Annotated in this window: 20 protein-coding genes and 4 pseudogenes; 13 read left to right on the top strand and 11 right to left on the bottom strand. The window is 57.9% G+C overall.

Annotated features, from left to right (window positions below):
- The first annotated feature begins 157 nt into the window (after nucleotides 1–157).
- A pseudogene (locus GGD65_RS33380) lies at nucleotides 158–1,177 on the top strand (IS110 family transposase).
- A gap of 536 nt (nucleotides 1,178–1,713) precedes the next feature.
- On the opposite strand, the gene GGD65_RS33375 reads toward GGD65_RS33380, so the two are convergent.
- Nucleotides 1,714–2,658: an AraC family transcriptional regulator gene (locus tag GGD65_RS33375; RefSeq protein WP_312017760.1), complete on the bottom strand. Its 945-nt coding sequence runs from the start codon at nucleotides 2,656–2,658 to the stop codon at nucleotides 1,714–1,716.
- On the opposite strand from GGD65_RS33375, the gene GGD65_RS33370 reads away from it, so the two are divergent.
- From GGD65_RS33370 to GGD65_RS33360, 3 genes are all read left to right on the top strand, one after another.
- Nucleotides 2,605–3,141: a peroxiredoxin-like family protein gene (locus GGD65_RS33370; RefSeq protein ID WP_183238018.1), complete on the top strand. Its 537-nt coding sequence runs from the start codon at nucleotides 2,605–2,607 to the stop codon at nucleotides 3,139–3,141. The genes GGD65_RS33375 and GGD65_RS33370 overlap by 54 nt on opposite strands.
- Before the next feature lie 324 nt (nucleotides 3,142–3,465).
- On the top strand, nucleotides 3,466–5,199 hold the full coding sequence (locus GGD65_RS33365; RefSeq protein ID WP_183238017.1) for a vanadium-dependent haloperoxidase: 1,734 nt from the start codon (nucleotides 3,466–3,468) through the stop codon (nucleotides 5,197–5,199).
- A 651-nt stretch (nucleotides 5,200–5,850) separates the two neighbouring features.
- Complete coding sequence (locus GGD65_RS33360; protein ID WP_183238016.1) at nucleotides 5,851–9,201, top strand: AAA family ATPase; 3,351 nt, start codon at nucleotides 5,851–5,853, stop codon at nucleotides 9,199–9,201.
- Between the two features lie 106 nt (nucleotides 9,202–9,307).
- Here GGD65_RS33360 and GGD65_RS33355 read toward each other — a convergent pair whose 3' ends face one another.
- Both GGD65_RS33355 and GGD65_RS33350 read right to left on the bottom strand, forming a co-directional pair.
- Nucleotides 9,308–10,582, bottom strand: a complete 1,275-nt coding sequence (locus GGD65_RS33355; protein WP_183238015.1) for a patatin-like phospholipase family protein — start codon at nucleotides 10,580–10,582, stop codon at nucleotides 9,308–9,310.
- Between the two features lie 26 nt (nucleotides 10,583–10,608).
- Entirely contained in the window at nucleotides 10,609–10,920 is a 312-nt protein-coding gene (locus tag GGD65_RS33350; protein ID WP_183238014.1) for a hypothetical protein, read from the bottom strand.
- Between the two features lie 547 nt (nucleotides 10,921–11,467).
- On the opposite strand from GGD65_RS33350, the gene GGD65_RS40495 reads away from it, so the two are divergent.
- The 3 genes from GGD65_RS40495 to GGD65_RS33340 all read left to right on the top strand — a co-directional run bounded on the left by GGD65_RS40495 (nucleotide 11,468) and on the right by GGD65_RS33340 (nucleotide 13,690).
- Nucleotides 11,468–12,103 (top strand): transcriptional regulator, encoded by a 636-nt coding sequence (locus GGD65_RS40495; protein WP_312017759.1) that lies wholly within the window; start codon nucleotides 11,468–11,470, stop codon nucleotides 12,101–12,103.
- On the top strand, nucleotides 12,003–13,124 hold the full coding sequence (locus tag GGD65_RS33345) for an adenylate cyclase 3 (RefSeq protein WP_246783495.1): 1,122 nt from the start codon (nucleotides 12,003–12,005) through the stop codon (nucleotides 13,122–13,124). Before GGD65_RS40495 ends, GGD65_RS33345 begins: the two co-directional genes overlap by 101 nt.
- Before the next feature lie 110 nt (nucleotides 13,125–13,234).
- The gene (locus tag GGD65_RS33340; protein ID WP_183238013.1) at nucleotides 13,235–13,690 is read left to right on the top strand and encodes a VOC family protein; all 456 of its coding nucleotides are present in this window, start codon (nucleotides 13,235–13,237) and stop codon (nucleotides 13,688–13,690) included.
- 318 nt (nucleotides 13,691–14,008) lie between these two features.
- Here the strand turns inward: GGD65_RS33340 and GGD65_RS33335 are convergent, their stop codons facing one another.
- Nucleotides 14,009–14,293 carry a hypothetical protein gene (locus GGD65_RS33335; RefSeq protein WP_183238012.1) on the bottom strand — a complete coding sequence of 95 codons (285 nt, stop codon included), beginning with the start codon at nucleotides 14,291–14,293 and terminating at the stop codon, nucleotides 14,009–14,011.
- Here GGD65_RS33335 and GGD65_RS33330 point away from each other — a divergent pair.
- The 3 genes and pseudogenes from GGD65_RS33330 to GGD65_RS33320 all read left to right on the top strand — a co-directional run bounded on the left by GGD65_RS33330 (nucleotide 14,288) and on the right by GGD65_RS33320 (nucleotide 17,985).
- A complete protein-coding gene (locus GGD65_RS33330; protein ID WP_246783494.1) occupies nucleotides 14,288–14,797 on the top strand; it encodes an ABC transporter substrate binding protein in 510 nt (169 codons plus the stop codon). The two genes, GGD65_RS33335 and GGD65_RS33330, sit on opposite strands and share 6 nt — an antisense overlap.
- 672 nt (nucleotides 14,798–15,469) lie before the next feature.
- Nucleotides 15,470–16,450, top strand: coding sequence for an ABC transporter substrate-binding protein (locus GGD65_RS33325; protein ID WP_183238011.1), 981 nt, complete (start codon nucleotides 15,470–15,472; stop codon nucleotides 16,448–16,450).
- 97 nt (nucleotides 16,451–16,547) lie between these two features.
- A pseudogene (locus tag GGD65_RS33320) lies at nucleotides 16,548–17,985 on the top strand (IS1182 family transposase).
- A 279-nt stretch (nucleotides 17,986–18,264) separates the two neighbouring features.
- Here the strand turns inward: GGD65_RS33320 and GGD65_RS40015 are convergent.
- From GGD65_RS40015 to GGD65_RS41245, 4 genes are all read right to left on the bottom strand, one after another.
- On the bottom strand, nucleotides 18,265–18,573 hold the full coding sequence (locus GGD65_RS40015; protein WP_283813741.1) for a hypothetical protein: 309 nt from the start codon (nucleotides 18,571–18,573) through the stop codon (nucleotides 18,265–18,267).
- Between the two features lie 220 nt (nucleotides 18,574–18,793).
- A complete protein-coding gene (locus GGD65_RS40010; RefSeq protein WP_210317442.1) occupies nucleotides 18,794–19,444 on the bottom strand; it encodes an NAD(P)/FAD-dependent oxidoreductase in 651 nt (216 codons plus the stop codon).
- 33 nt (nucleotides 19,445–19,477) lie between these two features.
- A complete protein-coding gene (locus GGD65_RS40865) occupies nucleotides 19,478–19,762 on the bottom strand; it encodes a tripartite tricarboxylate transporter substrate-binding protein (RefSeq protein ID WP_283813740.1) in 285 nt (94 codons plus the stop codon).
- Entirely contained in the window at nucleotides 19,659–20,270 is a 612-nt protein-coding gene (locus GGD65_RS41245) for a Bug family tripartite tricarboxylate transporter substrate binding protein (protein ID WP_409362778.1), read from the bottom strand. Before GGD65_RS41245 ends, GGD65_RS40865 begins: the two co-directional genes overlap by 104 nt.
- On the opposite strand from GGD65_RS41245, the gene GGD65_RS40860 reads away from it, so the two are divergent.
- A complete protein-coding gene (locus GGD65_RS40860) occupies nucleotides 20,164–20,586 on the top strand; it encodes a hypothetical protein (protein ID WP_283813739.1) in 423 nt (140 codons plus the stop codon). The genes GGD65_RS41245 and GGD65_RS40860 overlap by 107 nt on opposite strands.
- A gap of 36 nt (nucleotides 20,587–20,622) precedes the next feature.
- Here GGD65_RS40860 and GGD65_RS40490 read toward each other — a convergent pair.
- Together GGD65_RS40490 and GGD65_RS33305 are read right to left on the bottom strand one after the other, a co-directional pair.
- Nucleotides 20,623–20,974 (bottom strand): annotated as a pseudogene (locus GGD65_RS40490) (hypothetical protein).
- Nucleotides 20,975–21,070: 96 nt separating this feature from the next.
- Nucleotides 21,071–21,799, bottom strand: coding sequence for a hypothetical protein (locus tag GGD65_RS33305; RefSeq protein ID WP_183238010.1), 729 nt, complete (start codon nucleotides 21,797–21,799; stop codon nucleotides 21,071–21,073).
- A 173-nt stretch (nucleotides 21,800–21,972) separates the two neighbouring features.
- Between GGD65_RS33305 and GGD65_RS33300 the strand changes: the two genes are divergently transcribed.
- Nucleotides 21,973–23,526 (top strand): winged helix-turn-helix domain-containing protein, encoded by a 1,554-nt coding sequence (locus GGD65_RS33300; protein WP_183238009.1) that lies wholly within the window; start codon nucleotides 21,973–21,975, stop codon nucleotides 23,524–23,526.
- 129 nt (nucleotides 23,527–23,655) lie between these two features.
- Here GGD65_RS33300 and GGD65_RS33295 read toward each other — a convergent pair.
- Nucleotides 23,656–24,287, bottom strand: a pseudogene (locus tag GGD65_RS33295) (tyrosine-type recombinase/integrase).
- Between the two features lie 205 nt (nucleotides 24,288–24,492).
- Here GGD65_RS33295 and GGD65_RS33290 point away from each other — a divergent pair.
- Nucleotides 24,493–26,394 (top strand): adenylate/guanylate cyclase domain-containing protein, encoded by a 1,902-nt coding sequence (locus GGD65_RS33290; protein ID WP_183238008.1) that lies wholly within the window; start codon nucleotides 24,493–24,495, stop codon nucleotides 26,392–26,394.
- Nucleotides 26,395–26,754 lie beyond the last annotated feature (360 nt).

The raw sequence follows: 26,754 nt of genomic DNA, 5'->3' as shown, positions 1-26,754 counted from the left end.
CACCAAGAAGATGCCGTTTGCAAGGCGGCGTCTCCTTCCAGTTCAAGAGACGGTATGCGACAGCCGCTTTTGATGCTGTGGACGGCTCCTCTACCGGCACGAGAGTGCCAAGGAGTGGGTGCCGTTTTGAGGCTCACACGATTCGGAGGAGCAGCCTATGCAGTCAATTTCGACGATTGGCCTTGATATTGCGAAGTCGGTCTTCCAAGTGCATGGCGTCGATGCAGCCAGGCAAGTGGTCATACGGCGTCAACTCAAGCGCCGTTTCGTGCTGTCCTTCTTTGAGAAGTTGCCGCCGTGCCTGGTGGGTATCGAGGCTTGCGCATCATCGCATTATTGGTCCCGTGAGTTGACATACGGTTCGATTGATGCCTCCTCCCTATGTGAAGCCGTACGTCAAGCGGCAAAAGAACGACAGCACCGACGCGGAGGCGATTTGCGAAGCGGTCACGAGACCCAACATGCGGTTCGTGCCGAGCAAGACGATCGAGCAACAGAGCTGTCTGATGCTTCACCGAGCGCGCCACCTCTTCATCCGCCAGCAGACTGCTGTCATCAATTCAATCCGTGCCTATCTTGCCGAGTTCGGGATTGTCGCCCCGGTCGGGCGCCGGGGCGTCGAGCAGTTGCTGGAAGTCGTCGCCGATACAGCTGACCGCCGGCTCCCGGAGGTGGCCCGCGCATGTCTTGCTGCTCTCGGCAGTCAACTGCGGGGGCTAAAGGCCCAAATCCCGGAGTTCGACAGGCGCATTGTCGCCTGGCATCGATCGAGCGCGACGAGCAAGCGACTGGACGCGATCCCTGGTGTCGGTCCGGCGCTGTCAACGGCGTTGGTCGCGAGCGTCGCTGATCCCAAGCCTTCCGATCCGGGCGGGACTTCTCGGCCTGGGTTGGGCTCGTGCCGAAGCAGAACTCGAGCGGAGGCAAGGACAAGCTTGGCAGCATCAGCAAGAAGGGCGATCGCTATTTGCGCAGCCTGTTCACGGCCGGCGCACTCGCCGTGATCCGCTATGCCAAGATCCATGGAACAGGGCATCGACCCTGGCTCTCCGCATTGCTGGCGCGGCGAGCAACTAAGGTCGCTGCCATAGCGCTTGCCAACAAGCTCGCCAGGATAGCCTGGGCGATGATGGCGAGGAACGAACGCTACAAGGAGCCCGCCGCTCTCATGGCGTAAACGAGATTACGCCGGGCCTGCCGGTGTGACGTAACGGTTGGAAGGGCGACCAGCACTTAATGCAGCGCCGGTCGATCCGGCGATCAGGACAACCCACACGGGCCACGGCATCTTCGAATGCGTGCTTTTGATCGGGACCTGATCCGCGGAGGGCATTATGGCCAGCGGTCACGTGAACCGCGCAAACAGGCCGAACACATGGCCGCTCCGACCAACGCCGCAAAGTGAAGATTCTCCTTGCCAACCCGGAGCGCCCCAGCCGATGCTCGTTGGAGCGTCGCTCTTAGGCGTGTAGCGGAAACTGATCGCAGCGGTGTGGACCGCCGATTTTGACCCAAAGCATACTATCCCTGACCCTCGTCGATCTTTTGCCGAAGCTTACGCGCCCACTTTGGAGGCTGGGTACCAAAGAGGCTCGCATTTGCTATTCCGCAAAGCGCGCCTAAACCGAAGCCGCCGAGACCAAGCCCTACAAGTAGCCCGAGCGCAAGTAATACATGCATCCTGACGTTTAATGATCCCTTGGCCGGGTGCAGCTAGTTGCCAGCAGCGACATCACGAGACGCCGAACCTGGCTTACGCAAAGAGATCGGTGAATGGCCGAATGCCAATGCGTAAGCGCGTGAGAACGCCGCTGCGCTGCCAAAACCCACGCGTCGGGCGACGGACTTGATCCGCTCGCCGCGCTGAAGCTCACGCTGACCAAGTGTCAGCCGCCAAGCCTTAAGATAGGCAGCCGGTGTAGTGCCGGTTACTTTGGAAAACAGCGTCATAAAGCGGCTTCGCGATAGCCCGCTGATACTCGCAAGCTCCTCGATGCGCCACGAGCGAGAGGGGTGATCATGCATAGCGACCAGAGCCTTATGAATCGCTGGATGGGACAGGCCGGCAAGAAGTCCCGGTCGCGTTGAGCCCATATCGATTGCCCTCCGAAGGACAAGCAACATGATCACCTCACACAAGCGATCGAGAGCGACTTGCCTGCCGCATCGCATGTCCGAGGCCTCAGCTACAAGGGCTGCAGTCAGAGCTTGCAGGGTAGGAGCCTCGCTGAGGGGAATTACGATCCGTTCGGGCATCGCATTCATGAGCGGGTTTGTGACGCCCCCAAATTCGATGGTCGCCGCAGCCAGGATCATCGCGTCGCCGCGAACGGGCATCGCATCACAGTTGGGACAGAAGATGACGTCCCTTGCGCAGCCGCCCTCTCCGACCACGATAAGGTTTGCGACCGCGTCTCGGGCGCCCTTCACAGGAACCGTCACTGACATTTCAAAGGCATCGAAGAAGGCGGAAAGCCTGTCGCGCTTGGCCGTCACAGGACTCTCAATCACGTTTTTTGGATTATTCATGCTCTCTAGTGTGGCATGAGCTGGATTTTGGAGCAACCGGTCCTGTGCTGCCACTATGTCCTGAAAGGAAGCCAAATGCTTACACCTCGCCAGAAAGCGCCGCCCCTCGTCGTAAACACGCTCAACCACGGCCCCTTCGATCTGGCAACTGAGAGCCCAGAGCGCATGACGCTCATCTGCTTCTATCGCGGCTTGCATTGCCCGATCTGCGCCAACTACTTGAAGGAATTGGAACGCCTGACGCCGGAATTTGCCATCCGCGGCGTTACCACCGTCGCCATTAGTTCGGATGGGGAGGAGCGAGCTCGCCAAATGGCGGACAAGATCCAAGCCAAGAATCTGCGAGTAGGATATGGTCTAGGACTGAGCGATGCTCGCAATTGGGGCCTGTATATATCGACATCTCGGGGAAAGACCTCAATCGGAATCGAAGAGCCTACTTTGTTCTCTGAACCCGGCGTGTTTCTGATCAGACCCGATCAAACGATCTATTATCTCTCCGTCCAATCCATGCCGTTCGTCAGGCCCAATTTCTCCGAAATGGTCCAGGCGTTGGATTTCGTCATTAAGAACGACTATTCAGCCAGAGGAGAATATACGGGCGCGATTTAAACGTCGTTCGGTCTCGGACACGCAGATTCGAACCTTAGCGCTACTTCTTTCCGAAAACTGCCGGCCCGCAGTAACCGTTGAGAACTGACGGGGGCGCAAGACATCTCGGCCGCAGAGCAATCTGCGGCATTTTGTCTAGCCGTTCATTTTTCCTGAGTGCTCAGAACAACTTGGTGAGTCCGGCCGCCTGCAGCTGGTCCAATTGGAAAAGCCGCCCTGTGAAGCATCCCACAAAGGTTGTGAAGTATTCGAGATACGACTCCGCAAGGGCACCGGTGCCCGGTCTCGTCAATTGTGGCGGGATGGCTATCAGGAGAAATTCAAATGGCAATTTCTTATCCAAAGCCACATCCACCATCACCTGCACCAGCTAATACTGCTGTTCATAAGCTGGTTCACACTCCGTCCAATGATGTGGTCCAGGCAGCGGAGTTGCACTTTCACAAGTCGCTCAAGCACGACAACGACGGGCGAGTGATCCCGAGCTCATTCAGATCGTTCTTAGTAGCTCTGAACGAGCATCGCCCGGCGGATTTTCAGAACATCGAGTCAGCCGGCCTCCGTCCGCTCGTAAATCCACAAGCAGGCCTTGCCGCCGATCGGGTCACCTCGGCTGGTTGGCATTTTCGCATCCCGAAACCACCGGAGCAGGACGGCAAGCACGAGACCACAGCCGCGGAGATGATAGAGCTTTACTGGATGGCATTGCTCCGCGACGTAAATTTTCTGGACTATCCGGGCAACGCCGTGGCACAGGCCGCGGCCAGCGAACTGAGCGCTCTCAAGCTATATGCTCATCCCGACTCGAGTACCCACCCCAACTACGCTGCCCGGCCCGTCACGCCGGCAACGCTTTTTCGAGGCGGCGAATGGACGCCATCGGGACAAACGAACGAGGAGCATCTTGGGCCGCTCGTTTCACAATTTCTCTGGCTTGATGTGCCGTACGGGTCTTTGCTGATGAAGCAAACCGAAGGGCGGGTTGTAAACACCGACTATCAGCCTGGAGGCGTCCCCCACATGATCGCGTGGGCCGATTGGCTCGACGTGCAGAGAGGGAAAGCCTTTCCGTCATCGATCGAACTCCCGGCTACCCCGCGATACATTCAGAACGCGGGCGACATCGCGCGATACGTCCATCTTGACGCACTGTATGAAGCCTACCTGAACACTGCCTTGATCTTGCTCGGTAGCCCTGGCGTTAAGCTGGATGCGGGAAATCCCTACAACCGGGATGCGCCAGTCTTCCCGCATGAGGAAGGCTTCGGCACCTTTGGCTCGCCGTTTATTCTTTCGCTGGTCTGCGAGGTGGCGACATGTGCGTTGAAGGCGGTATGGTATCAGAAATTTATCGGAAACCTGCGTCTGCGCCCGGAAGCCTATGGCGGTTTGGTCCATCGTGCGCTGCACCCCACCGGTCTGAAGGCCGCTGAGGCACAATTGGCTCTTTCGAGTGGGCTTGCAGTGTTGCAGGCGTCTAATACCTCGGGCGGCGCGGTTGCGAGGATCAGACAGGCGAATGCCGCTCACGGCGCCGACACCTACCTGCTGCCCATGTGCTTTGCGGACGGTTCGCCAGCGCACGGCTCATATGGCGCGGGCCATGCCACTGTCGCTGGCGCATGCGTCACCGTGCTCAAGGCCTATTTTGCAGGGACGCAGAAGCTCAAGGATGTCGGGATCACGCCCGTTATCCCGACGCCATCGGGAACAGGCCTGACAACTGTCGGAGTGCCAGATGCTGACCAGCTCACGATTGCAGGCGAACTCGACAAGGTCGCGTCCAACATAGCAATCGGACGCAACATGGCTGGCGTTCACTGGCGTACCGACTACAGCGCGTCCGTGCTCCTAGGGCAGCGGATCGCGACGAGCGTTCTGTATCACTGCCGGCGGGACTACCATGAGCGCCCCTGGAAGTTCAGCTATCTGAGCTTCGGCAAAAAGGTGGTTGAAATCGAGCAGGACAGGGTCACCTACGACGGAGCCACCGTCCTGGATGGTGACGACGACCTTGATCCTGTGATGGAGGCGGCCAAGCTTTCGGTCATCGTGTAATCGCGTGTGTCTGGCCTATTGAAATTTTTGCCTTGAGACCGCTGCGGCAGTACCCATCGGTGCCGCAGCGGGTTGGCGCGCGCTCGATCCAGGTGCGACCCACGACTTGCGAACTAGAAGCCGTGTTGCTGAACCGCCGATTTGATCTCGTCGCTGACTTTCAGAACTCGTTTTCTGCTCTTGCGCCACTTCTCGTCCTAGCAAGCCCCCGGTATGCGCGAGCCCAAACTTAGAGCGAGCAGGCCGCGTCCAATTGCGATGGGCGCCTGAAGGGAGGTCGGGCCTGACATCGCGGCCGCCTTCGCACCGCTGGCAGAGAAACCGCGGTTCGACCTCGGAGAGGCGAACATCGTCGGCCCTGAGCGCGATGTGATGTCGGCGATGGCAGTAGAGGCCGCGTAAGCGTCTGTGTTAATTGCCGCGACCTGCGGCTTCCACTTCTGGCGCCCTAGACATGGAACAGCCAAAATGATCTGCAAAGGCGAACGTCATGATTGACCTTTAGAGACCGTGCTTTACCGCGCCGGCCCTAGCCAGGAAAAGTGCGAGTTTTGCATTGCGGGAAGATCTGGATTCACGCCTTCGTCTCAGATGTCCCTACGCCTACGTTCTTGACGTGCTACACTGATTGTAACGGCCAATAGGTGTGCCATGTCCGGTATTACAGAATGGCTATCATCGATCGGATTGGGGACGTACGCTCAGCGCTTTGATGAGAACGCCATTGACCTGTCAGTTGTTAGGGACCTCACCGAGCAAGATCTAAAGGACCTCGGTGTGCTGCTCGGTCATCGCCGCAAGATGTTGCGTGCTATCGCGGAGCTCAAGGGCGACGTACCGCGCTCGCCTCGAGCAGGCGGCAAGGCGGCGCCGGACGGAGCCGAGCGGCGTCAACTTACGGTCATGTTTTGCGATATGGTCGGCTCGTCGGCGCTCTCGGCCCGTCTTGATCCGGAAGATTTGCGAGCGGTTATTGGCGCCTATCACAGCTGCATTGCAGAGGTGGTCGCCCGGAATGACGGTATGATCGCGCGATACATGGGCGACGGGGTGCTCGCCTATTTCGGCTATCCGCATGCCCACGAAGATGATGCCGAGCAAGCGGCGCGCGCCGCGTTGGCGGCAGTCGAAGCCGTGGCCAACCTTCAGACATTCCCTTCCACCCAGCTTCAGGTTCGCGTCGGGATTGCTACCGGGATGGTGGTCGTAGGCGATTTGACGGGAGAAGGTGCGGCAAAAGAACATGCGGTTATTGGCGAAACACCAAATTTAGCTGCGCGCTTGCAGACCCTCGCTGATCCGGGTGCCGTCCTGATCTGCGAGAGAACTCACCGGCTAACTGAAGGATTTTTTGAGTTCCGGAAACTTGGCCCAGTGGCTTTGAAAGGTTGGGCGGAGCCAACACAGGCATGGCAGGTGCTCGGCACTACCGGCATCGACAGCCACTTCGAGGCGCGGCACAAAACTCAATTGACGCAGCCAATTGGACGCGAGGAAGAGATCGAGTTGCTGTTGCGCCGCTGGCAGCGCGCCGTGAGCGGCGAGGGTTGCGCAGTAATGCTTACCGGAGAGGCGGGCATCGGTAAGTCTCATATCGCCTTGGCGCTCGACGAGCGGCTACAAGGAGAAGAGCACATCACGGTACGCCAATTCTGCTCGGCGCATCATACTAATAGTGCGTTGTACCCGTTTATCCGGCAACTCGAACGAGCCGCCCGGTTCGAGCGGAGTGACGCGCCGAGGGCCAAATTCGATAAGCTTGAGGCTCTGCTCAGTCGATCCGGTACTGACGCAGATCGCGTAGCGACTTTGGCCAATCTTTTGTCCTTGCCAATCGGTGAGCGCTACCGACTGCCGGAGCTGAGCCCGCAAAAGCGCAAAGAGATGACATTAGCGGCGCTATTGACACAGCTGAAAAGCTTGGCGGCACTTCAACCAGTGTTCGTCATTGTTGAGGATGTCCATTGGGCAGACCCAACGTCTCTTGAGCTCCTGACGATGACCTTGGAACAAGTGCCACGGCTTCGGGTGCTGCTGCTCATCACCGCAAGGCCGGAGTTCGCACCACCCTGGCCTGGTCATGCGCATGTTACGACGCTCTCTTTGACGCGACTTAACCGTCGCAACGGAGCGGCGTTGATCGAGCGAGTCACAGCCGGCAAGGCACTCCCGAAGGAGGTTTTGGATCAGATACTCGCCCGCACTGATGGCGTGCCACTGTTCGTAGAGGAGCTGACCAAGACAGTGCTCGAAACTGGATTCTTGCAAGAGCAGGACGACCAGTACATCTTAAGCCGCCCTCTACCAGCGATGGCGATCCCGACTACGTTACAGGCATCGCTGATGGCCAGACTCGACCGACTGGCCCCCGTGAGGGAGGTAGCTCAGATCGGCGCCGTAGTGGGGCGCGAGTTTTCGTACGAATTGCTTAGTACGGTGGCCGGGTTGCCAAAAGAGAGTCTGGAGGAGGCTCTCGCCAAGTTGGCTAGATCGGAGTTGATCTTCTGCCGCGGCGAGTTACCCCAGGCGCTGTATACTTTCAAGCATGCACTGGTGCGGGACGCTGCCTATTCAGGGCTCCTGAAGAGCCGACGCGCGACGCTGCATGCCGCGATCGCGGCGGCTTTCGAGCAACGGTTCCCGGAAATCGTCGATGCGCAGCCCGAGACGCTTGCGCACCATCTCACAGAGGCGGGGCTGTTCGAAAAGGCGGAGGCATACTGGCTGCAAGCCGGCAAGAAGGCAGCCATGCGCTCCGCCAACCTCGAGGCCATTGCGCACTTCCAACGAGGGATTGAGGCCACGAGCCACCGGCCCGATGAAGCACGAAACGACAGGCTTGAACTTGACCTCCAATTCGCTTTGGGGCCCTGCCTGATTGCGACCCAGGGGCCAGCCTCCAACAAAGCGATGGTTACCTTTGCTCGCGCGCGAGAGCTATGCGAGCGTCTTCGCAATCCTCCCGAGCAACTTCAGGTCATGTTCTGGCTAACCACTGCCAGTGTCATTCGCGGTGAGCTGCCGCTGGCCCAGGAAACGATCGCCAGTTTGCTTCATCTCTCTCAAACGCGCCGCGATCGACCAGCCTTACTCAATGCGATGCGCGGGCAGGCGATGATCCGCCTTTTCATGGGACAGATCACCGGAGCCCAGGAAGCAATCGAACAGGCTTTCGAAGCCTTCGAGTTGAGCAGCGAGGAGGATAGACTGGCAGCGCGTGTGGCCGGCCAAGATGCTGGCGTGGCCGACCTGGCGCTGATGTCGTGGCCACTCTGGCTGCTCGGCCGCGAAGATACGGCCATAGTGCGAATGGACGCTGCAATTCAGCGCGCCGATGCCATCAGTCATCCGCATTCGCAAGCATACGCGTTTTATTATGCGTGCATTCTCCAAGCTCTTCGCGGCGAGTTCCTAATAGCGCAAAGGTATGCTGAGCGTTGTATCGCCCTGTCGGAGGAGCACGGATTCCGGCAGTGGCGTTTAGCCCGCGCCGTTCGGGGCATATGCACGGCATCGCTCGATTCCTCACCTGGCGCGCTCGTAGAGATCCGCGCTGCGTTGGACGAGTATCGTCACGCAGGTTATCAGCTGGCCATTACGGCACTCTTGGTACTTTTGTGTGAGCGCCTGTTGATCGATTGCGATTACGAGAACGCGCTAGAGCTGATCGAGTCGGGCCTCGCTATAGGTAACCGCAACAGCGAACGAATTTTGGAAGCCGAATTGTACCGACTCAAGGCAGCGGCGCTAATTGGCCGCAGGGGACCAGATGCCGAGGCTGCGGGGCAGTCGCTGCTCGAACAAGCTTTGGACATCGCAAGAAGCCAACGCGCCAAGACCCTTGAACTTCGGGCCGCGATAGACCTTGCTGCGCTGCGCATCGATCAGCAAAAACGCGAGCAGGCGCTCGACTTACTTGCGCCGGTCTATAACTCCTTCACTGAGGGCTTCGACACGAGAGATATGAAGAAAGCGAAGGCGCTGCTTGACCAGCTGCGGTGAGTATCGCCGGTAAATCGCCAATTGCATCTGACCAGCTGGTTGACTTATAGCGGATTGAGGATTTCCGTTCGGAAGACTTTCGCCGTTCAATAACATGCTCGAGCCCTTATGCAGCGGCTCGCTTCAGCTCCTTGTGATATTCACACACACTTTGCCAAGCCGGCCCCTCTGGCTTCTCGTTGATGAAATGAGGTCCGTCGTGCGCAGGGCGCGCCTCATGCTCTCCGAATGCCTCGATTGCCTGCTCTGCAGCGGCCTTTCCAAGCTTGCGCCCATTATCAAGATTGCTGTGATTCCATTTGAAATTGATGTGACCCGGAACGTGAATCTCTATGATCTTGAGCTTCTTGTGCCTAGCGTTCTCCTCTTCCGATTTTTTGTCATACCGGATGTGGTATTTGAAAAGCTTGACGTCATCCTCGCCAACTGTCGAAGCGAACAACTGGCAAAGATTCGCCAGCGCGTCATGAAGGTTCTCCGGCTTGCGGATCTGCTTCGAATCGACGATCCGGCTTACCCATATCTCTTCCACGTCCGGGTGCTCCTCCAGCAAGCTTTCGAAGTTGACCGTGTCGACAAGCGCGCCTTCGCAGTAGGTTACCCCGCCGATTTCTACTGTACCTTCGACGAAGGGAAGGGCCGAACACGCACACAAGGTACGTGCATCGATAGGGCCTTCAAACGAAGACTTTTCGCTCGCCTTCTTCATAGGGCGATTGGAAAATAATGCGAGCTTCTGCTGATCGAGGTTCCAGGCGTTATGGAAGATTGCGGGTTTTTCAGGCTTTTTCAGCTGTGCGAAATCTATTCCCTTCATGAACTCGCTATCCGGATAGTTGATCCTTGAAAGGCCGTTGACGTTGGAAAGGTACATCAAGGAGGTCAAATAACGGATGAAGGGATTGGTTGCCATCGCTTGATTCAAAATCCATCTGTTGAAATCTCCCTCATTCAATCTTGTGAACTTCTTCTTTCTGTCCCTGTCTGGCAGCTGATTGAAAAACATCTCCATCGAGTCTTGGAATACGTCCATCAACCGGTATGGATCCCATAGAAAGTCCTTATAGTTGTCGGAATCGGCGACGAAACTGTTCAGCGCCTTCATGTTGCTGCGCCAATCCGGACCGAAGACTGTGTTTATTGGAAAATGCTTATAGCTTTCGTCGTCGCGAAAGACGCCGTTCCTAAAGAATTCGTGAGTCCTTTCGACTTTGTTTTCATGGTCGTCCCATTGGTTATAGACGATCCCGACCCATGCGCCGATGCAGGACAATGCCCAGACATCGAACGTTATGTTGTGTGCGGCGAGAGCTTCCAGAACTCCGATGTGTAGTCCGGCCGCTGGTCCACCACCGCCGAGCGTTATTGCTCTCTTCGCCATTACATCCTCCGTTAAGTCTTGTGTGGCTAACGACAGTGAATTTTTCGCTCCATGTCTCTGAGGAGCGCGTGGAGAAAGCCGCTTGCATGATCATAGCGTGCGCTGCCATTTTCTGTTCGGCGGGCGCACGGCTCCAGTATGCGGCGGTCGGTTTCCGAGCCAAGCAACTCAGCTCCTTCCGACCATTGCTCCAGCATGCTATCAAGGAGGTCTTCAGCCGATCCAAACAGCTTCAATAAACGATGTTCGGCATCGTCCTTGTGGCCGTGATGAGCTTTCGTCGCATAAAAAGCAAACAACCCGCGAAAGGCATCACAGGAAACGGCAAGCTTTGCCATCGCACCGTCCCCCAATAAATTCGAGCAGTATATTTCTGGAAATTTGGATCGTCAGCGCAATAAAAGCTAGGGGAATCTAATCGCAAGTTTCGAAAAACGGTCAACAGAGCTGACGTTGAGATCCAAGCGCTTCTAGTGCGTCCCCACCGACGCTCAGGATACTCACTGGCGCTCGGCGGTGGCGGCGCGAGCTGAATTCCAAGCCTCTCGCGGCATCAGCCGCGTCCATCGCTGCCTACAGCCGGCATCGTTCGGTCGACCGTACGCCTAGGGGGTCGGTAATTCGGTTCGAGACTACGTAGTCGATCTCAGCATACGTAATCCCAATATCCATCAGCTCTTGATCACTCAGACTGCAAAGATCGAGCCGCAACTTCTCCCATTTTCGCCACTCCTGAAGAGCGATCCACCAATTCTAGAAAACGCAGACATTGCGTTGCTGCGGTAATGGTCGTCTGGACCTCTGAAAACTCGTGCTCATTGCAGCATCCTCGGGTACCTTGTTTCCACCCAGACAAGCTGCCAATATCCGGCCAGCACGCTTTACGTGCTGCTTACATTTTCGTTTCGGGCGGCTTATTCTTTGCTTTCCGAGCGTTGCCGGGTCTGGCCAGAGAACGCCCAAAGGGATTTCGCGTCTTGCGCTATCTCTTCGAACAGTACGAAGCTGGATTCCGGCCGTCGCGAGCTATACCGCGATACAAGCGTTGTTGCCCTGGCGCCACAGGCCTTTGACTTGCTCGACTATCTCATCCGCAATCGCGAGCGCGTGGTTAGCAAGGACGAGCTCATCACGGCCATTTGGAAGGGACGGCGCGTATCGGATGCCGCGCTGACGACCCGACTAAACGCCGCTCGATCCGCAATTGGCGATTCCGGGGAGAACCAGCGTCTGATCAAGACGCTGCAGAGGAAGGGCTACCGGTTCATCGGTACGGTGCAGGAAGCTCGCAGCGCTCCGACCGTGGCAGTACCCGACAGCCAAGGGGCAGCGGCTAAACCTGACCTTCCGCTTCCTGACAAGCCGTCACTCGCCGTTCTCCCTGAGCTCCAATCCAGAGCAGGAGTATTTCGCCGACGGCGTGGTCGAGGACATCGTCACCGGCCTTTCACGCTCCAAATCGCTGTTCGTCATCGCGCGACAATCCACTTTTACTTACAAAGGCAAGGCTATCGACATTAGGCAAGTCGGGCGCGAGCTAGGCGTTCGGTATGTGCTCGAAGGCAGCGTGCGCAAGTCCGGCGATCGAGTTCGCATTTCCGGGCAGTTGATCGAGGCCACGACTGGTGCCCATCTTTGGGCCGACCGCTTCGACAGCCAACTGAAGGACATATTCGATCTGCAGGATCAAGTGACGAGTAGCGTGATTGGCGCACTCTTCCCTCAATTGGAGCGCGCCGAGATTGAACGCGCAAAGCGTAAACCAACTGAAAATCTTCAGGCGTATGATTACTACCTTCGCGCACTCTCGAGCTTCTATCAATTCACGCGCGAACAGAACGTTGAGGCCCTCAGACTGATCCGGCTTGCCGTCGAGATCGATCCTGGATTGGCCGTAGCGTACGCGCTTGGTGCCTATTGCTATCTGCAGCGAAAGATATTTGGCTGGACGATTGACGCGGATCAGGAACTGAACGACACGCGCTGGTTGGCAACGCGCGCAATTGAGCTCGACAGGGATGATCCAACTGTACTCGTGAGGGCTGGGCAGGCAATTTCCGCCGTGCTATACGAGATGGACGAAGGCGTGGCCCTCGTCGTCCGAGCGCATGAACTGGACCCAAATTTGGCCGTCGCACGGATTACGATTGGCTGGGAACACATTCGCAGCGGCAATATAGAGGCGGCGCTCAAGCAGTTCCTTGCCGGCGGGCGCTTAAGCCCCATGGATCCGTTTCTTTTTCTGATGCAGACCGGGATCGCGTTCGCTCATTTCTTGACAGATCGATACGAGGACGGCTCATCGTGGGCCAAGTTGGCTGTGCTAGACCGGCCCAACTATCTAAATGCACAGTTTATTTTGGCGGCATGCCACGCAATGTCTGGAAAGGTCCAGGAAGCCCGGCTGATCGGTGCACGCCTCATGGTAGCGAGGCCCGCTCTGCGCGTCTCCACGCTCGTGCCCAAGCTCGCCAGATTTTATAGGGCGGAACACCTCGAAAAGATAACGCGAGCTTGCCGCAACATGGGTCTACCACCGTAATTGTGTGCGGTTGGTCGGCATCGGGTCTTGTTCGTGCAATCTAATGGACGAGGCGAGATCATCCCGATTGCACAATGTCTGCCCGAGCATTCTGCCAAGGAAGGATTTGAATGATGATGGAAATCAACGGAATGGCCCACGCAATCCTGACGGTCTCCAATTTTTCAGCTGCGCGAGATTTTTACGGCAAGCTTCTACCGGCGATGGGGATGACTCCGGTTTGCGACACCGAGAAGTTTTTCTACTGCGTCGGTGGCCGAACCGCCATTGGCATCGAACCTTGTGCTCCAGAGTACGCAAGCGAACGCTTTGTCCAAACGAGGGTCGGGTTGCATCATCTATGTTTACGCGCTCGCACCCGAGAAGACGTAGATCGCTGCGCTGCCATTCTCAACGAGGTCGGCGCCCACATTGTTCGCGGTCCGCTGGAAGGCACTTGGGCCCCCAAATACTATTATGTTCTCTTCGAAGATCCGGATGGCATACGACTTGAGGTTAACTACGTCCCTGGCGCCGGCGTTTTCGCTGCTGATGCGGCCTTCAACCCGAACGATGGGTACACCTGACTTCCTTGGAGGGGCACCAATCCATCCCGCGTGCACCTCTCGGACAGCAGACGGAGATCAGCTCAGATAGATTAAGGTGAGCTCGGAACAGCCACCTGACAACAGGGGCGATATGACGAATGTCAATGAATTTGTCCGCGCTTATGGAAAAGCTTGGCTAGAGCCCCGACGAAGCTGAACGTCGTCGCCTCCTGCAAATGTCTTGGAGCGAGCATGGAGTTTACCAGCATCCTACGGCTAACGTGGCGGGTCGGGAAGCATTGATCCGGCATATCGCGGACTTCCATAGACGTTTGCCAGGAACAAGAATTGCGTTCTCTAGTGGTGCTGATCACCACCATCAAACATTCCATTTTTTTGGAAAATGGTGGGGCCGGACGGACAGGTTACCGTTGAAGGACGTGACTTCGGTGAGTTGACCACGACGGCCGCATATGCCGGATTACAGGTTTCTTTGGCCAACCACCGACGCTGCCGGATATTCTCGTATTGTGAGAAATGAATTACCGTAAGCACAGCCTCCATGCCTCGTCCTGATGGAACACAACGGGTGTCGCTATCTTTGCATTCCAGCTCGATGTAAAGCGATTGGAGCTGTTGCATGAGGCGATCCCCAGGGCTCGAAGGATAGCCGTTTTTGCGGATCACGAGCCGATACGAAGCATCGACGCTCTCAAGACTGCTGCCCGCGCATTCGACATTGAGATCGTTCCATTTACAGCGCGCTCGGAGGGAGAAGTCATTCGAGGGATAGATGCCATGAAGGCGGCCTCGATCGAGGCAGTCAACATTTTGGCATCACCCATTCTATCGTCGTTCCGTTTTCTGATCCGTGACCGACTCGACGTGCGTCGCCTGCCGGCCATTTGGCAGTGGCCCGAAGCGGCCGAAGCGGGCGGCCTGATTGCGTATGGTCCCCGCCTCAGCGTGGTGTTTCGTCAATGTACTCGTCAGGTCGCGAAGCTCTTGCGAGGTACTAAGGTGGTTGATGTTCCCGTTGAGCAACCGACCGACTTTGAACTGGTCATCAATCTAAAAATCGCAAAGATACTCGGCCTCGAAATTCCAGCGATGCTGCTTGGCCGCGCCGACCAGGTGATTGACTGAGATCACTTACTCGCCCTTAGCGGGCCTTGTCGCGCAGCTGGCCGACCGTCTGTTTTTGACCCAGAGCAGAAGACGGCCTCCACATAGGTCAATTACTGAACCAACACCTAATCGGCTCGCTTCCTACAATTAGCTCGGACAGAGCGGACGGAAAGGAGCGCTGAAATGCAAGGTCCCTTTGGCACTTGCGTTCAATCAAGTACGCAAAGGATATCGCTAAGATGATCGATGCAAAGCCGGCAAAGTACGGCCACCGCTCGCCATTCATTGAGCACTCCGTAGCAGAAAGGATCGACAATCGTCGAACGCCGCTGACCTCCTCTGTCAACGCGCGTACTCGTCGATCCAGGCTCCATTGCCAGTGTCGCCGTTCGGGCGTGAATCATTCCCCCGGGCCTTGGTTCTGATAATGTACCGCCTTCATACTGCCGCCGGGTGGCCTCGTCAGATATGAATTGGTTCACGTCCCGGCAAATGTTTTGCTCGCCTCGCTCAACCTGAGCGGTCGCTTCTGCGACGGCCGCAAGTGGCCCGTGGCTGGCTTCCCCTCTCGGCCTTGCACCGGCAGACCTCCTTCATGAATCTGCCGAGGGTCGCTTTGATCCAGCGGTCCTTGCCAGGTTGGATCTGGGGCAAAATTGAAATAAGCTAGCGGCCCCCTTGGGGTACCGCATGGAACGCCGACATTTCATGACGCTTGTGGCAGGAGCGGCATTGTTTTGGCCGGCGCTCTCGCTTGGACAACAATCGCCACGGGTTTGGAAGATCGGGTATCTGGGATTTGGCGAAGCATCGAACTGGGCAAGCGAAGTGGAGGCTTTCCGCGCCGGTCTTCGCGATCTAGGATACGTCGAGGGCAGGAATCTCAGAATTGATTTTCAATGGGCCGAGCGAGTCGATCAAACCTTTGATCTCGCAAAGAAACTCGTCGACAGGAAGGTCGACGTCATTTTCGCGCCTGCATCCACCCAGGTAGGGCCCGCCCGGCGCGCAACTGCCACTATTCCCATCGTTTTCGCTCAGCACGCAGACCCGGTCGGGCTTGGAGACGTGACGAGCCTCTCCCGGCCCGGCGGAAATATAACGGGCATGTCCATGCTTCTCACAGAAGTGTCCGTGAAAGAACTGGAGATCTTGAAGGAAATACTTCCAGGTGCCACGCGCGTCGGCTTGCTCTGGAATCCAACCACACCTTCGCATCCGACCGCTGTTAAGGCAGTCGATCGCGCAGCACGAACGCTCGGACTGGAGCTCGTGCCTGCTTCAGCCAGCACCGTCTCAGAAGTTCAGGACGGATTTAAAGCCATGGCGCACAATCGATGCAACGGCGTTCTAGTCCTGTCATCGCCTCTATACACCGTGCAAGCTGAGCTGGTGGCCGAACTTCAAATGAAGCATCGGTTGCCTGCCATATTCGCAAATAGGGCCAACGTGAAGGCGGGAGGCCTGGTCAGCTACGGGGCGGATCTACACGATCTCTATAGGCGTGCCGCTTTCTACATCGACAAAATCCTTAAGGGGGCCACGCCTGCTGAATTGCCGGTGGAGCAAGCTTCGAAATATTTCATGGTTCTCAACTCAAAGACAGCGAGGGCTCTGGGCGTCAATGTTTCCCCTATGCTGTTGGCCCGCGTAGACGAAGTAATCGAATGAGTCGCAAAGTTGCGATGCACGAGTCTGCTTCTGACCCTGGCTGTGTGAAAACACTGGGCTGCTGTTATGATTCTCCTGTGATTCTTTGGGGGAATCGATGAGGCGCTTCGTTGAAGAGGCGGATCGTGGGCAGCGGACGCTGCTGCCCGAATGCCTCGATGACTTCATTGACGAGAGCAACCCAGTTCGCGTGATCGACGTATTTGTCGATGCGCTCGATTTGGCTGAGATCGGCTTTGAGGGTGTGGAGCCGGCGGCCACTGGTCGGCCGTCGTACCATCCCTCGGTGCTCCTTAAGCTTTACATTTACGGCTATCTGAACCGGGTGCAGTCGAGCCGGCGGCTGGAACGAGAGGCCGGGCGCAATGTCGAGGTGATGTGGCTGCTGGGTCGGCTCGCGCCCGATCACAAGACGATTGCAGACTTCCGCAAGGACAACGGCCTGGCGCTGCGCAAGGTATGTGCGCGCTTCGTCGAACTCTGCCGAGAGATGGGCCTGCTGGCGACGGCGAGCGTCGCCATCGATGGCAGAGTTCAAGGCCGTGAACAACCGGGACAGGAACTTCACGCGCGCGAAGATGGAGCGACGGCGTGCTCAGTTGGAGGAGAGCGTCGCGCGCTATCTGAGCCAACTTGACGCGGCCGACCGCCAGGAGCCGACTGAGGCGCTGGTCACGAAGGTGACGAGGCTGACCGAGAAGCTGACAAAGCTGAAGGAGGAAATGGGCAAGCTTGCCGTCTACGAGAAGCAAATGCTTGCTTCGCCTGACCAGCAAATCTCGCTGACCGACCCCGACAGCCGCTCGATGGCCACGAGCGGCCGCGGCTCTGGCGTTGTCGGCTACAACGTACAGGTCGCCGTAGACACCGAGCACCATCTGATTGTGACGCACGAGGTAACGAACAGCGGCTCGGATGGGGCACAACTTGCCAATATGGCCAAGCAGGCAAAGGCTGTTCTAAAGACTGAGACGCTCGAAGCTGTGGCCGATCGCGGCTACTTCAACAGCCCAGAGATCCTCGCGTGCCACGAAGCAGGCATCACGGTAACTCTGCCCAAACCGCTAACGTCCGGCGCTAAGGCAGACGGACGTTTCGGTAAGCAGGACTTTGCCTATTTGCCAGAGGAGGACGCTTATCGCTGCCCGGCCGGGGAGCGGCTGTCATATCGCTATACGAATGAAGAAGACGGCAAGGTGCTGCGGCGCTACTGGACCACGGCCTGTCAAAGCTGTTCGCTCAAGACCCAATGCACGCCTGGGTCAGAACGGCGGATTACGCGATGGGAGCATGAGCATCTGCTCGATGCTGTGCAGCATCGCCTTGATGCAAACCCGCACGCCATGCGTCAGCGTCGCGAAACAGTCGAGCATCCGTTCGGCACCATGAAAGCCCGCATGGGAGCGACACACTTCCTGACCAAAACGCTTCCGAAAGTGGCGGCCGAAATGGCGCTCTCCGTCCTGGCCTACAATCTGACACGGGTCATGAACATCGTCGGGATCAAGCCGCTGATGGCTGCGATCGCGGCCTGACACCAAGCCGGTCATGGCTTCCGCTCGACTGCCTAGGGACCGACGTTTTTACACGACCAAGACCCGAAGCGGACATCGATGGGATAGCCGAGCGGCCAAGTGAAGTTACCGCGACCGATCATGTGCTGTCTTTCCGTGAACCGAGCTGCCACTTATTCGGCCATCATCATCCAACATGACTGACGAGAGCCGGCTACTTGAAACCAACGGCCACTCGGATTGCATGATGAATCGTCGTGGCGATGCAGTTCCCGAAGATCAGATGGTGAGGATTTGAGGCTACGAGATGCCGCAAGCTCCGACTTCGCCGATCGCCCCTTTCTCGACGTCATAGTCGATGAGCCATCGGCGCAACTCCTTGATGGCTATTTCCCGATCGCGCTGCGCCAGGCTGCCCGATCGCGAATCCAGCCGCAGGCCCTGCTTTCGCGCCTCGGCTTCGACGACGTCGGTGCGCTTGCGGCGAAAGGCCTCTTTGCGCCGCAGGACATCGGTTACCGCAGCCGATCCCCGCCGTTCGAGGAACACCGCGAGCGCTACGCCATCTTCGATCGCCTGGTTGGCACCCTGGGCGAGATGCGGAAGCATCGGATGGGCCGCGTCGCCAAGTAGGGCAAGGCGTCCTCTGGTCCAGGAAGCCAATGGCTGGCGATCGCAAAGACCCCACCAGAAACAGCTCTCCACCTTTTCGAGCAACCCGACGACGCGCGGGTCCAGCCCTCGAAAGACGCGGCCAGTTCGCCGAGATCGCCAATCGCCGACCAGGATTCAGCAGTTTCGTTTTGGGTCGGAACGAAACCGACATAGTTCAAGAGCCGACCGCTCCGGACGGGATACACCATGAAGTGCTTGCCATCGCCCATCCAGACCTCGGTGGTCTCGTTCGGCCAATCGGGAACCAGATGCCGCGGTATCCAGCCCCGATAGGCGCGCGAGCCGGAATATTCCGGCTTCGAAGGCGCGACGACGTATTGCTGCAGGCTCGACTGGATTCCATCCGCGGCAATGACGACGTCGGCCGTCTCGACATGGCCGGTTCCAACTGCGCCAGCAAAGCATCCTGCTGGAATCCGATGCAGCGGCGACCCCGGCGCACCACGCCAGATGGCAGACCTTCCGCCAGCACCCGCAGCAGGTCGGCGCGGTGCATACCATACATGCCGTTCCAGCCGCTGGAATCCGCGATCACGGTCGGGCTGACAAAGCTGCCGTCCATGCGGCGAAATCCGGAACCTTCGCCGATTCTGGCGCCGACTTCGGACAAGGCGTCGCCCAATCTCATGCGTTGCAGTTGCCGCAAGGCATTGTGAAAGACCATGATGCCGGTGCCGGTTTCAACGAGCGGGTCGCCCTGCTCCCAGACCGTGGCGTTGATCCCTCGTTGAAGCATGGCATGCGCAGCTGAAAGCCCGCCGATGCCGCCCCCGACGATGGCCACCTTTAGCCGCTTGCCCGTCATTGATATTCCTCTGCATGCCGGCAGGGAGCCGTCTTATTTGGCTGCATTCCTCAGATCGACGATGCGATTGATCTCCTGAATATGGCTTCGTTGCCGCTCGATCGCCGCAGCAAATTCGGTGGCCGTGCTGCCGAGCACGTGCTGGCCGCCCGCCTCGATCCGCGCGGCGATCGACGGGTCGGCGGCGACGGCCCGCATGTCAGCCGATATCCGTTCACGCAACTCGCGCGGCATGTCGCGCCAGCCGAACAGGCCCGCCAACCCCTCCATCTCCATTTCCGGGAAGCCGGCCTCGGCCACCGTCGGCACATCCAGCATTGCCGGCTCGCGCCGAGGACTCATCACCGCTCACCGCAAGTAGTCTCGCTTGGCCGGCTTCGACCGGGCCTCTGACGGCCTGCCAGGCATGGGAAAGGACTTGCACGCGCCCCTCACTGAAATCCGCCTGCTGGTTCGTCGTATCGCGATACGGGATGAAAATCGCCTTGAGCTGATGGCGCTTGAGCATCGCCGCAAACACGAAATGCGGCAGGCTCGGCCCCGAACTCCACGACAGCGCATCGGGCTTGGTGCGAACGAGGTCGGTCAGCTCTCGCAGCGACCTCGCCGGTACAGCATTGTGAACCGCCACGACAAGGATCGAACTTGCTCCCGAAGATATCGGGACCATGTCGCGCGCCGGATCGTAGGGGAGCCCTTCCTGCAACAGCGGGTTCACAGTGATCATCGAGGCGGTGCCGAAAAGCAGCGTATGGTCGTCCTTGGCGTTGGCAAAGGCGGCGCCGCCCACGATCGCGTCCGCGCCCGGCCTGTTCTCGACTACCACTGGTTTGCCCCAGCGCTTTGCGAGCCCATCGGCGAACAGCCGCGCGCTGATATCGTTGGCGGAGCCCGCGGAAAACGGCACGATCAGCTTGACGTTGCGGGTCGGCCAACTTTCGTTGCCGAACGAGGGCGACACTATGCCTGCCGAAGCGGCGACGAGAATCGCGAGCGCAAGCGCTTTTCGAAGAAAAGATGACCGCAAATGCATGGCGGCGCTCCTTCAGGATGCGATACGATTCAATATGCCCGCGTTGATGCCAGCAACGCCCTGCCCAAACGATGCCGCTCGCCGCAAATACATCACGATCATCGCCTAACTCGCTCTTAGCCGCATGTGAGCCAGTTGGTGGTCCTCAGGTCATGTTTCCCGGCAGGAAGCAGCGGACGCGCGGATGGCCGTCGACGTAGTGCTTCCAAACCATAGTCGGTCCGGCCCGATTGGGCTCCTTTACGACTGCGCCGTCAGGAACCACGACCCATTCGCCTTCGATGCGGATGCGATAGTGCCCGCGATCCGATTCCCAATCCGGGTCAAGGACTATGTAACCGTCGGCATTCGTACAGCACTTCCCAAACTCGCTTTGCAGTTTTTTCGAACCAAGGCTTCAGAGGCGAATTGGCATAGCGCCCGTCATCTCGGGCGAACACCGGTGTCGCCAGCGCAGTCAGGCCTAGCAATAACGATACGTGTATTCTCGCGAACATTCCGTCGTCTCCACGCTGTTGCAAACGGCCTCCTGCACGTTGTCTGCTAACTCCCCTCGGCGCCCATGCGGGGGGATTGGAAGTGCGACAAACGCTTTAACGGGATATCGACCCGAATCCTGCGGGCAGGGCCGGGCCGAATGTACCGGTCCGCACGAATACAAAACGCGACCTCACCGGCGCCTCCAAATCGTCTTGGCCGTTCTGACCAATCAGGATAAGGCCTGCTCCACCATTGGCCACTGTTAAGATGACTGGTTCACCAGCCCATGTCCTGATCGGCTTCATGGCGATAATTAGAAATTCGCCGATTGGCCGGTCTAGATACTGGAGCCTTAGCTGCGGCGCGACTTCGGCGGGAGCAAGTCGAAGACCCAGCAGTTGCGCGTGCGCATAGATGTTCCCCAGTGGTGCCATTTCACCCTCGAAGCCGAGTTCGGCGGCCGATATGGCAACAAGGTCCACCTCGTTTTTTTCGCCGCTGAGGGTAAAGGCCGGCCGAGCAATAATCTCATCGGCCAAGCTTCCAACGCTGCGGCCAAATGCACCCATCCTGCTGCGAAGCGCGGCCAGATCCGTGAAGGTCCCTATCGTAACCTTTTTCCAAAGTTGAATGTCAGCGGCGGAGCTAACTGTAACCGGGGAGGTGGCGGCCGGCGCAGCCGCCTTAAGCGCCAGGTGATTGCGCAGGACATCCTGCGCGGTGCATTGAGCCTTGGCCTTGTCCACAGGTACGAGGATAAGCGTACTGCAAAGAAGTAGGACCGCGCATTTTGCAGATGCCGCTGCCGATCCCATTCTGTCTTCGTCGTAAGTGGCGCTCATCGGGGCCTCGGCGCTTCCTCTCACTCCCGGCTAGAGTGCCGAATCCCGGGCCCATGCGCTTTACAAGCGGCTTACATTTTCCTTATCGGCGGCTTATCCTTTCGCATTCCGAGTGGGAGAACGGCATCTTTGTGGGGCTTAAGCCCCAGGACAGACAATCCGAGGATGGCACCTTGCGCTATCTATTCGAGGAGTACGTATTCGATACCGATCGGCGCGAGCTGCATCGGGAGACCGATGCGGTGTCGGTCACACCGCAGGTTTTTGACCTGCTCGATTACCTGATCCGCAACAGAGAGCGGGTTGTCAGCAAGGACGACCTCATCAGAGCAGTTTGGAATGGGCGCAGCGTATCCGACGCGGCCCTGACAACCCGCCTAAATTCCGCCCGGGCTGCAATCGGAGATTCCGGCGAGGAACAGCGCTTCATCAAAACATTACCCCGGAAAGGTTTTCGGTTCGTCGGCGCGGTGCGTGAAGTGACTGAGCTGAATGAGGCTGTCCCCTCAAATGGTGTAGTTCCGCCTACGACACCAGCTAATGGACTATGCGACAAACCGGCGATTGCCGTGATGCCGTTCGAAAACATGTCGGCAGATCCTAAGCAGGCGTATTTCGCCGATGGATTAGCGGACGATATCATTACCGCACTGTCACGTTTCAGATCATTCTTCGTTATCGCTCGCAATTCCTCGTTCACCTACAAGGGAAAAGCGGTCGATGTCAGACAGGTCGGACACGAGCTTGGAGTGCGCTACGTGCTCGAAGGCAGTGTCCGAAAGGCAGGCAGTCGGCTGAGGATCAACGCACAGTTGATTGATGTCTCAACTGGCGCACACCTTTGGGCCGATCGATTTGACGGCGCGCTGGGAGACATTTTCGATCTGCAGAACAGGCTCGCGCAACAGGTTGTGGGCGCCATTGCGCCAGAAGTTGACCGGGCCGAGATCGAACGAGCAATCGGAAAGCGGATCGGCAAGATAGACGCGGTGACGGCTTATTATCGTGGCTTGCCTCTGATTATTTATCCTACCACTCCAGAGAACAACGAGACTGCTGTGAGGTGTTTTGAGCAAGCAATTGCTCTTGATCCAAGTTTTACGCCCGCATATGGCGGCGCTGCAGCTTGTATCGGTTGGCGGCGCGCTAACAATTGGCCTGGAGATGTCGCCGGAGACAACGCGCGGGTATTAGGATTCGCCGAGCGTTTGAAAGAGCTTCGAACAAACGATGCCCTCGTGGGCTTTCTTCTGTTCTGGTTCGCGCTCGACTTCCACGGCGGAATTGACATCATAGAGCGCGCGATTGGAACCAATCCATCACGGGCGCTTCTCTACAGGGGCCTGATTCGTGGCTGGCAGGGGAAATCCGATGCTGCCATTGCGGACCTTGAATTAGCGATGCGTCTTAGTCCGCGGGACCCAGCTAGTTATCAGGCGATGCTGGGCCTTGCTCTGGCGCATCATAATGCCGGTAGGCATGCAAAAGCGTGTGAATGGACAGACAAAGCCGTTCGAGCGTTTCCTCCGGCGTTCTATGCAGGAACAGCTCAGGCCATTCTCTGCTACAACGGCGCTGAACGATTTGAAGATGCTCGCAGACTAATGGCAGCAGGCCTCCGCCTGTCTCCCGGCTCACGGCAGTCAACCTTCGCCGCCCCGCACCTTTCGCCGAAACTTAGAACCGAACTCTTCGAAGCAATGGCTAAGGCGGGGCTGCCCGAATAGGTTTCGCTTTATTTGCCTCCATTAAAAATATGTGGGCGCGCGGCCAATCTCCCGAACTGTCCGAGTTCCCCTGTTGGCCCGGAGCTGTCTGTGAGGGCAGCGCAGAGCGGGTCTGCTCTGCCCCCGAAGTCAGACGTCGACTTGTTCTGCTATCGCGATCGCGTCGTCGACCACGATGCCGAGATATCGAACGGTGCTCTCGATCTTCGCATGCCCCAGAAGGAGCTGTACGGCTCGCAGGTTGCCGGTTCGGCGATAAATCAATGTCGCCTTGGTCCGACGAAGGGAATGGGTTCCGAACAGATGCGGGTCTAATCCGATGTCAGCGAGCCAGTGAGATAGGAGTCGGGCATACTGGCGGGTCGTCATGTGTCCACTCCGCCGGCGGCCCGTGAACAGGTATTCTCCTGACTTCTTTCCGGTAGCCCGCAGGTAATCGTCGATTGCCTGCCGAGTCGATTCCGTCAGTTCAAATTTGACTGGCCGGCCGGTTTTCTTCTGTCGGACGGTCGCGCGGTCGGCCGAATATCCGCCTGGCGCAAGATCATCAACTTTCAAGGCTACGACGTCGCAGCCGCGCAGCTTGCTATCGATGGCGACGTTGAACATTGCCAAATGCGCGTTCGCCCCTCGACTTGGAGCTTGGTTCGGATTGACCAGACGTGCTTCGGACGGAGCGCCGGCTTTGCGCCGACGATCTTCCCCTTGTTCCAAGGAGCGTGCTTCGGGGCGGTGGGGACAGTGCTTGCTGTAATGGTCATGTTGACTTCCTCAGCTAGTGAGGCGGGTCATGTTCGACCGGGAGCCCTTTCAATCCGGCGTCCGCTTCTAGACGATTGGAGACGTACTTGCGTCCAATTCGAATGATCGCAAGGCCGATTTTGACCCATTTCGGAAGTCGCGAGATCTGGCCAATGGGCTTCGGCCTGATACACTTCAAGCTGTGACGGCGTAGAGGGCGGTTTCATGGTCCGGCAGCGTGTCGAGCGCAAGCTAGCTGCGGTTTTGATCGCAGACGTAGCGGGCTATTCACGCCTGATGGAATTGGATGAGGAGGAGACCCACCGGCGGTTGAGCATGCTGCAGCGCGAGTTGGTCGGCACCCGGATCAACCAGCACCAGGGTCGGATTATCAAGACCACCGGCGATGGAGCCTTCGTTGAGTTCGTGAGCGTCGTTAATGCCGTGCGCTGCGCCGTGGAAATCCAGCGTCGTATGAAAGAGCGTAATGCCACTGTCCCGGAAGATCGACGCATCGAATTTCGTATCGGCGTGAGCTTAGGCGACGTCATCGTGGAGCCCAACGACATCTACGGCGACGGCATCAACGTCGCTGCAAGGTTGGAAGCGCTAGCCGATCCCGGTGGAATATGCATATCACACACTGCCTATGACCAGGTTCGCGATAAGATTCCGTATCCGTTTGTCGATAGGGGCGAGCACAAGCTCAAGAATATTTCGCGGCCGGTCCGTGTCTACGCCCTGAGTGCCGAAGCCGTGGCGGCGCTGCCCGCGTTCCCCTCGACATCGGAAGCACCGGGATCCTCGTATCGAAAGCGTCCTGCCGTGCTCGCGGCATGCGTTGCGGGGATCCTGCTGATCACAGGCGGTCTCTGGTTTGGCATCAAGTCGGCAAGAGCACCGCAGTCCGCTCCCGATTCGTCGCGAATCTCGATAGTCGTCCTGCCGTTTGTAAACCTTGGCGGCAATTCGGCCCAGGACTATTTTGCCGACGCCATTACCGAGGGACTAACGACCGCCTTGTCTCGTGTCAAAGGTGCATTCGTCATCGCGCGCAGCACGGCATTCACCTACAAGGCTAAGGGGGTCGATGTAAAACAGGTCGGCAGGGAGCTTGGCGTGCGTTACGCGCTGGAAGGGAGCGCTCAATACGGTAGTGGCAAGGTGCGGGTGAACGCCCAGCTTATCGACACCGAAACTGGGACGCACATCTGGGCAGAACAGTTCGATGCGGATCGTTCTGACCTCCTGGAGATGCAGGATGACATCGTCATTCGCCTCTCGCGCGCGCTGTCCCTTCAGTTCGTCGATGTTAGACTTGGGCGCGCGATGCGGACGCGCCCGGGAAACCTGGAGGCACAGGATCTGGCCCTACATTGCCTTTCCAGCTTGATCAGAACGACAGATCTCGAGGCCATAGGTTCTTGTCGGCGCGCGATACAGCTCGACAGCGGAAATGCACTTGCGCTTAGTCTTTCGGCATTTGCAACAATTTACCCGGTTTTCATTTCGCAGAGCGACAATCCGAAAGATGCCGTCAAGATGGCCGACGAACTCGCCTCATGGGCGCTCGCAGCCGATCCCAATCTCTCCGGCGGTCACGTCGCGAAAGGCATGGTCCTAATGGCACAAGGCCGCCATGAGGAAGCGATCGCCGAGGCGGAAAAATCCCTCGACCTCAATCCCAGCGCGATTGATGGCTATTTGGTCATTGGTGTCGCCAACAACTTTCTGGCGCGACCGGATCGATCTCTGGAGGTGACTGAAAGGGCAATCCGCCGGAGTCCGCGCGACCCGTTCTTATCGGGGCTCTATCAGGTAAGGAGCGAGGCTTTTTTCATCCTGCGTCAGGACGACAACGCAATTGAATCGGCCCGCCGATCGCTAGCGCTGGCCTCATACCGTGACCCTTACACGAGTTTGATATTGATCTCGGCATCGGCCTTGAGCGGTCAGCGGGCCCAGGCAGGCGATGAGCTCAAGGCCTATCTCGCTGACGACCGGGCCAAGAGCAAAACAATTGCCCAATTCCAGACCCAGCAACTGTCGTTGGCGAGCAATGCAGGTTGGCTAACGTACAATGCAAGATTCGCTGATGGTCTTCGCAGGGTGGGATTTCCAGAATGAAGGACGGCTCGAGTTTGGTCGCGCTCAAATGCGACTGGAGGCGTCTTCCGGCGGATCGTACCGCGTTGCTACTTGCTTAGACAGACCTTAGCTCAGAGCGCAGCGAAGTCTGCTCCCCGAAGGTGACCCGAACAGGACCATGCAAGCTGGCCAGGGCAGCCTGTGACCCATTACAGTCATGCGACATCGCGCCGCTTCGCCACGGAGAATTGCACCTAACGTTGTGCGACGAACGTCAAGATCTGATACTCTGCACCCCATCGTCCTCAAGCTGCGGTGAGGATCGAATGAAGCGGCGGGAGTTCATAGCGGCTACTGCGGCAGTGCTCGTTTCGCCACGGCCTTCGCTGGCGCAAGGGA

This window comes from Bradyrhizobium sp. CIR18 (genome assembly GCF_014198295.1).
Taxonomy (GTDB): Bacteria; Pseudomonadota; Alphaproteobacteria; order Rhizobiales; family Xanthobacteraceae; genus Bradyrhizobium.
Note: the sequence above shows the minus strand (reverse complement) of the source record. Positions and strands in the feature narration are given on the sequence as shown.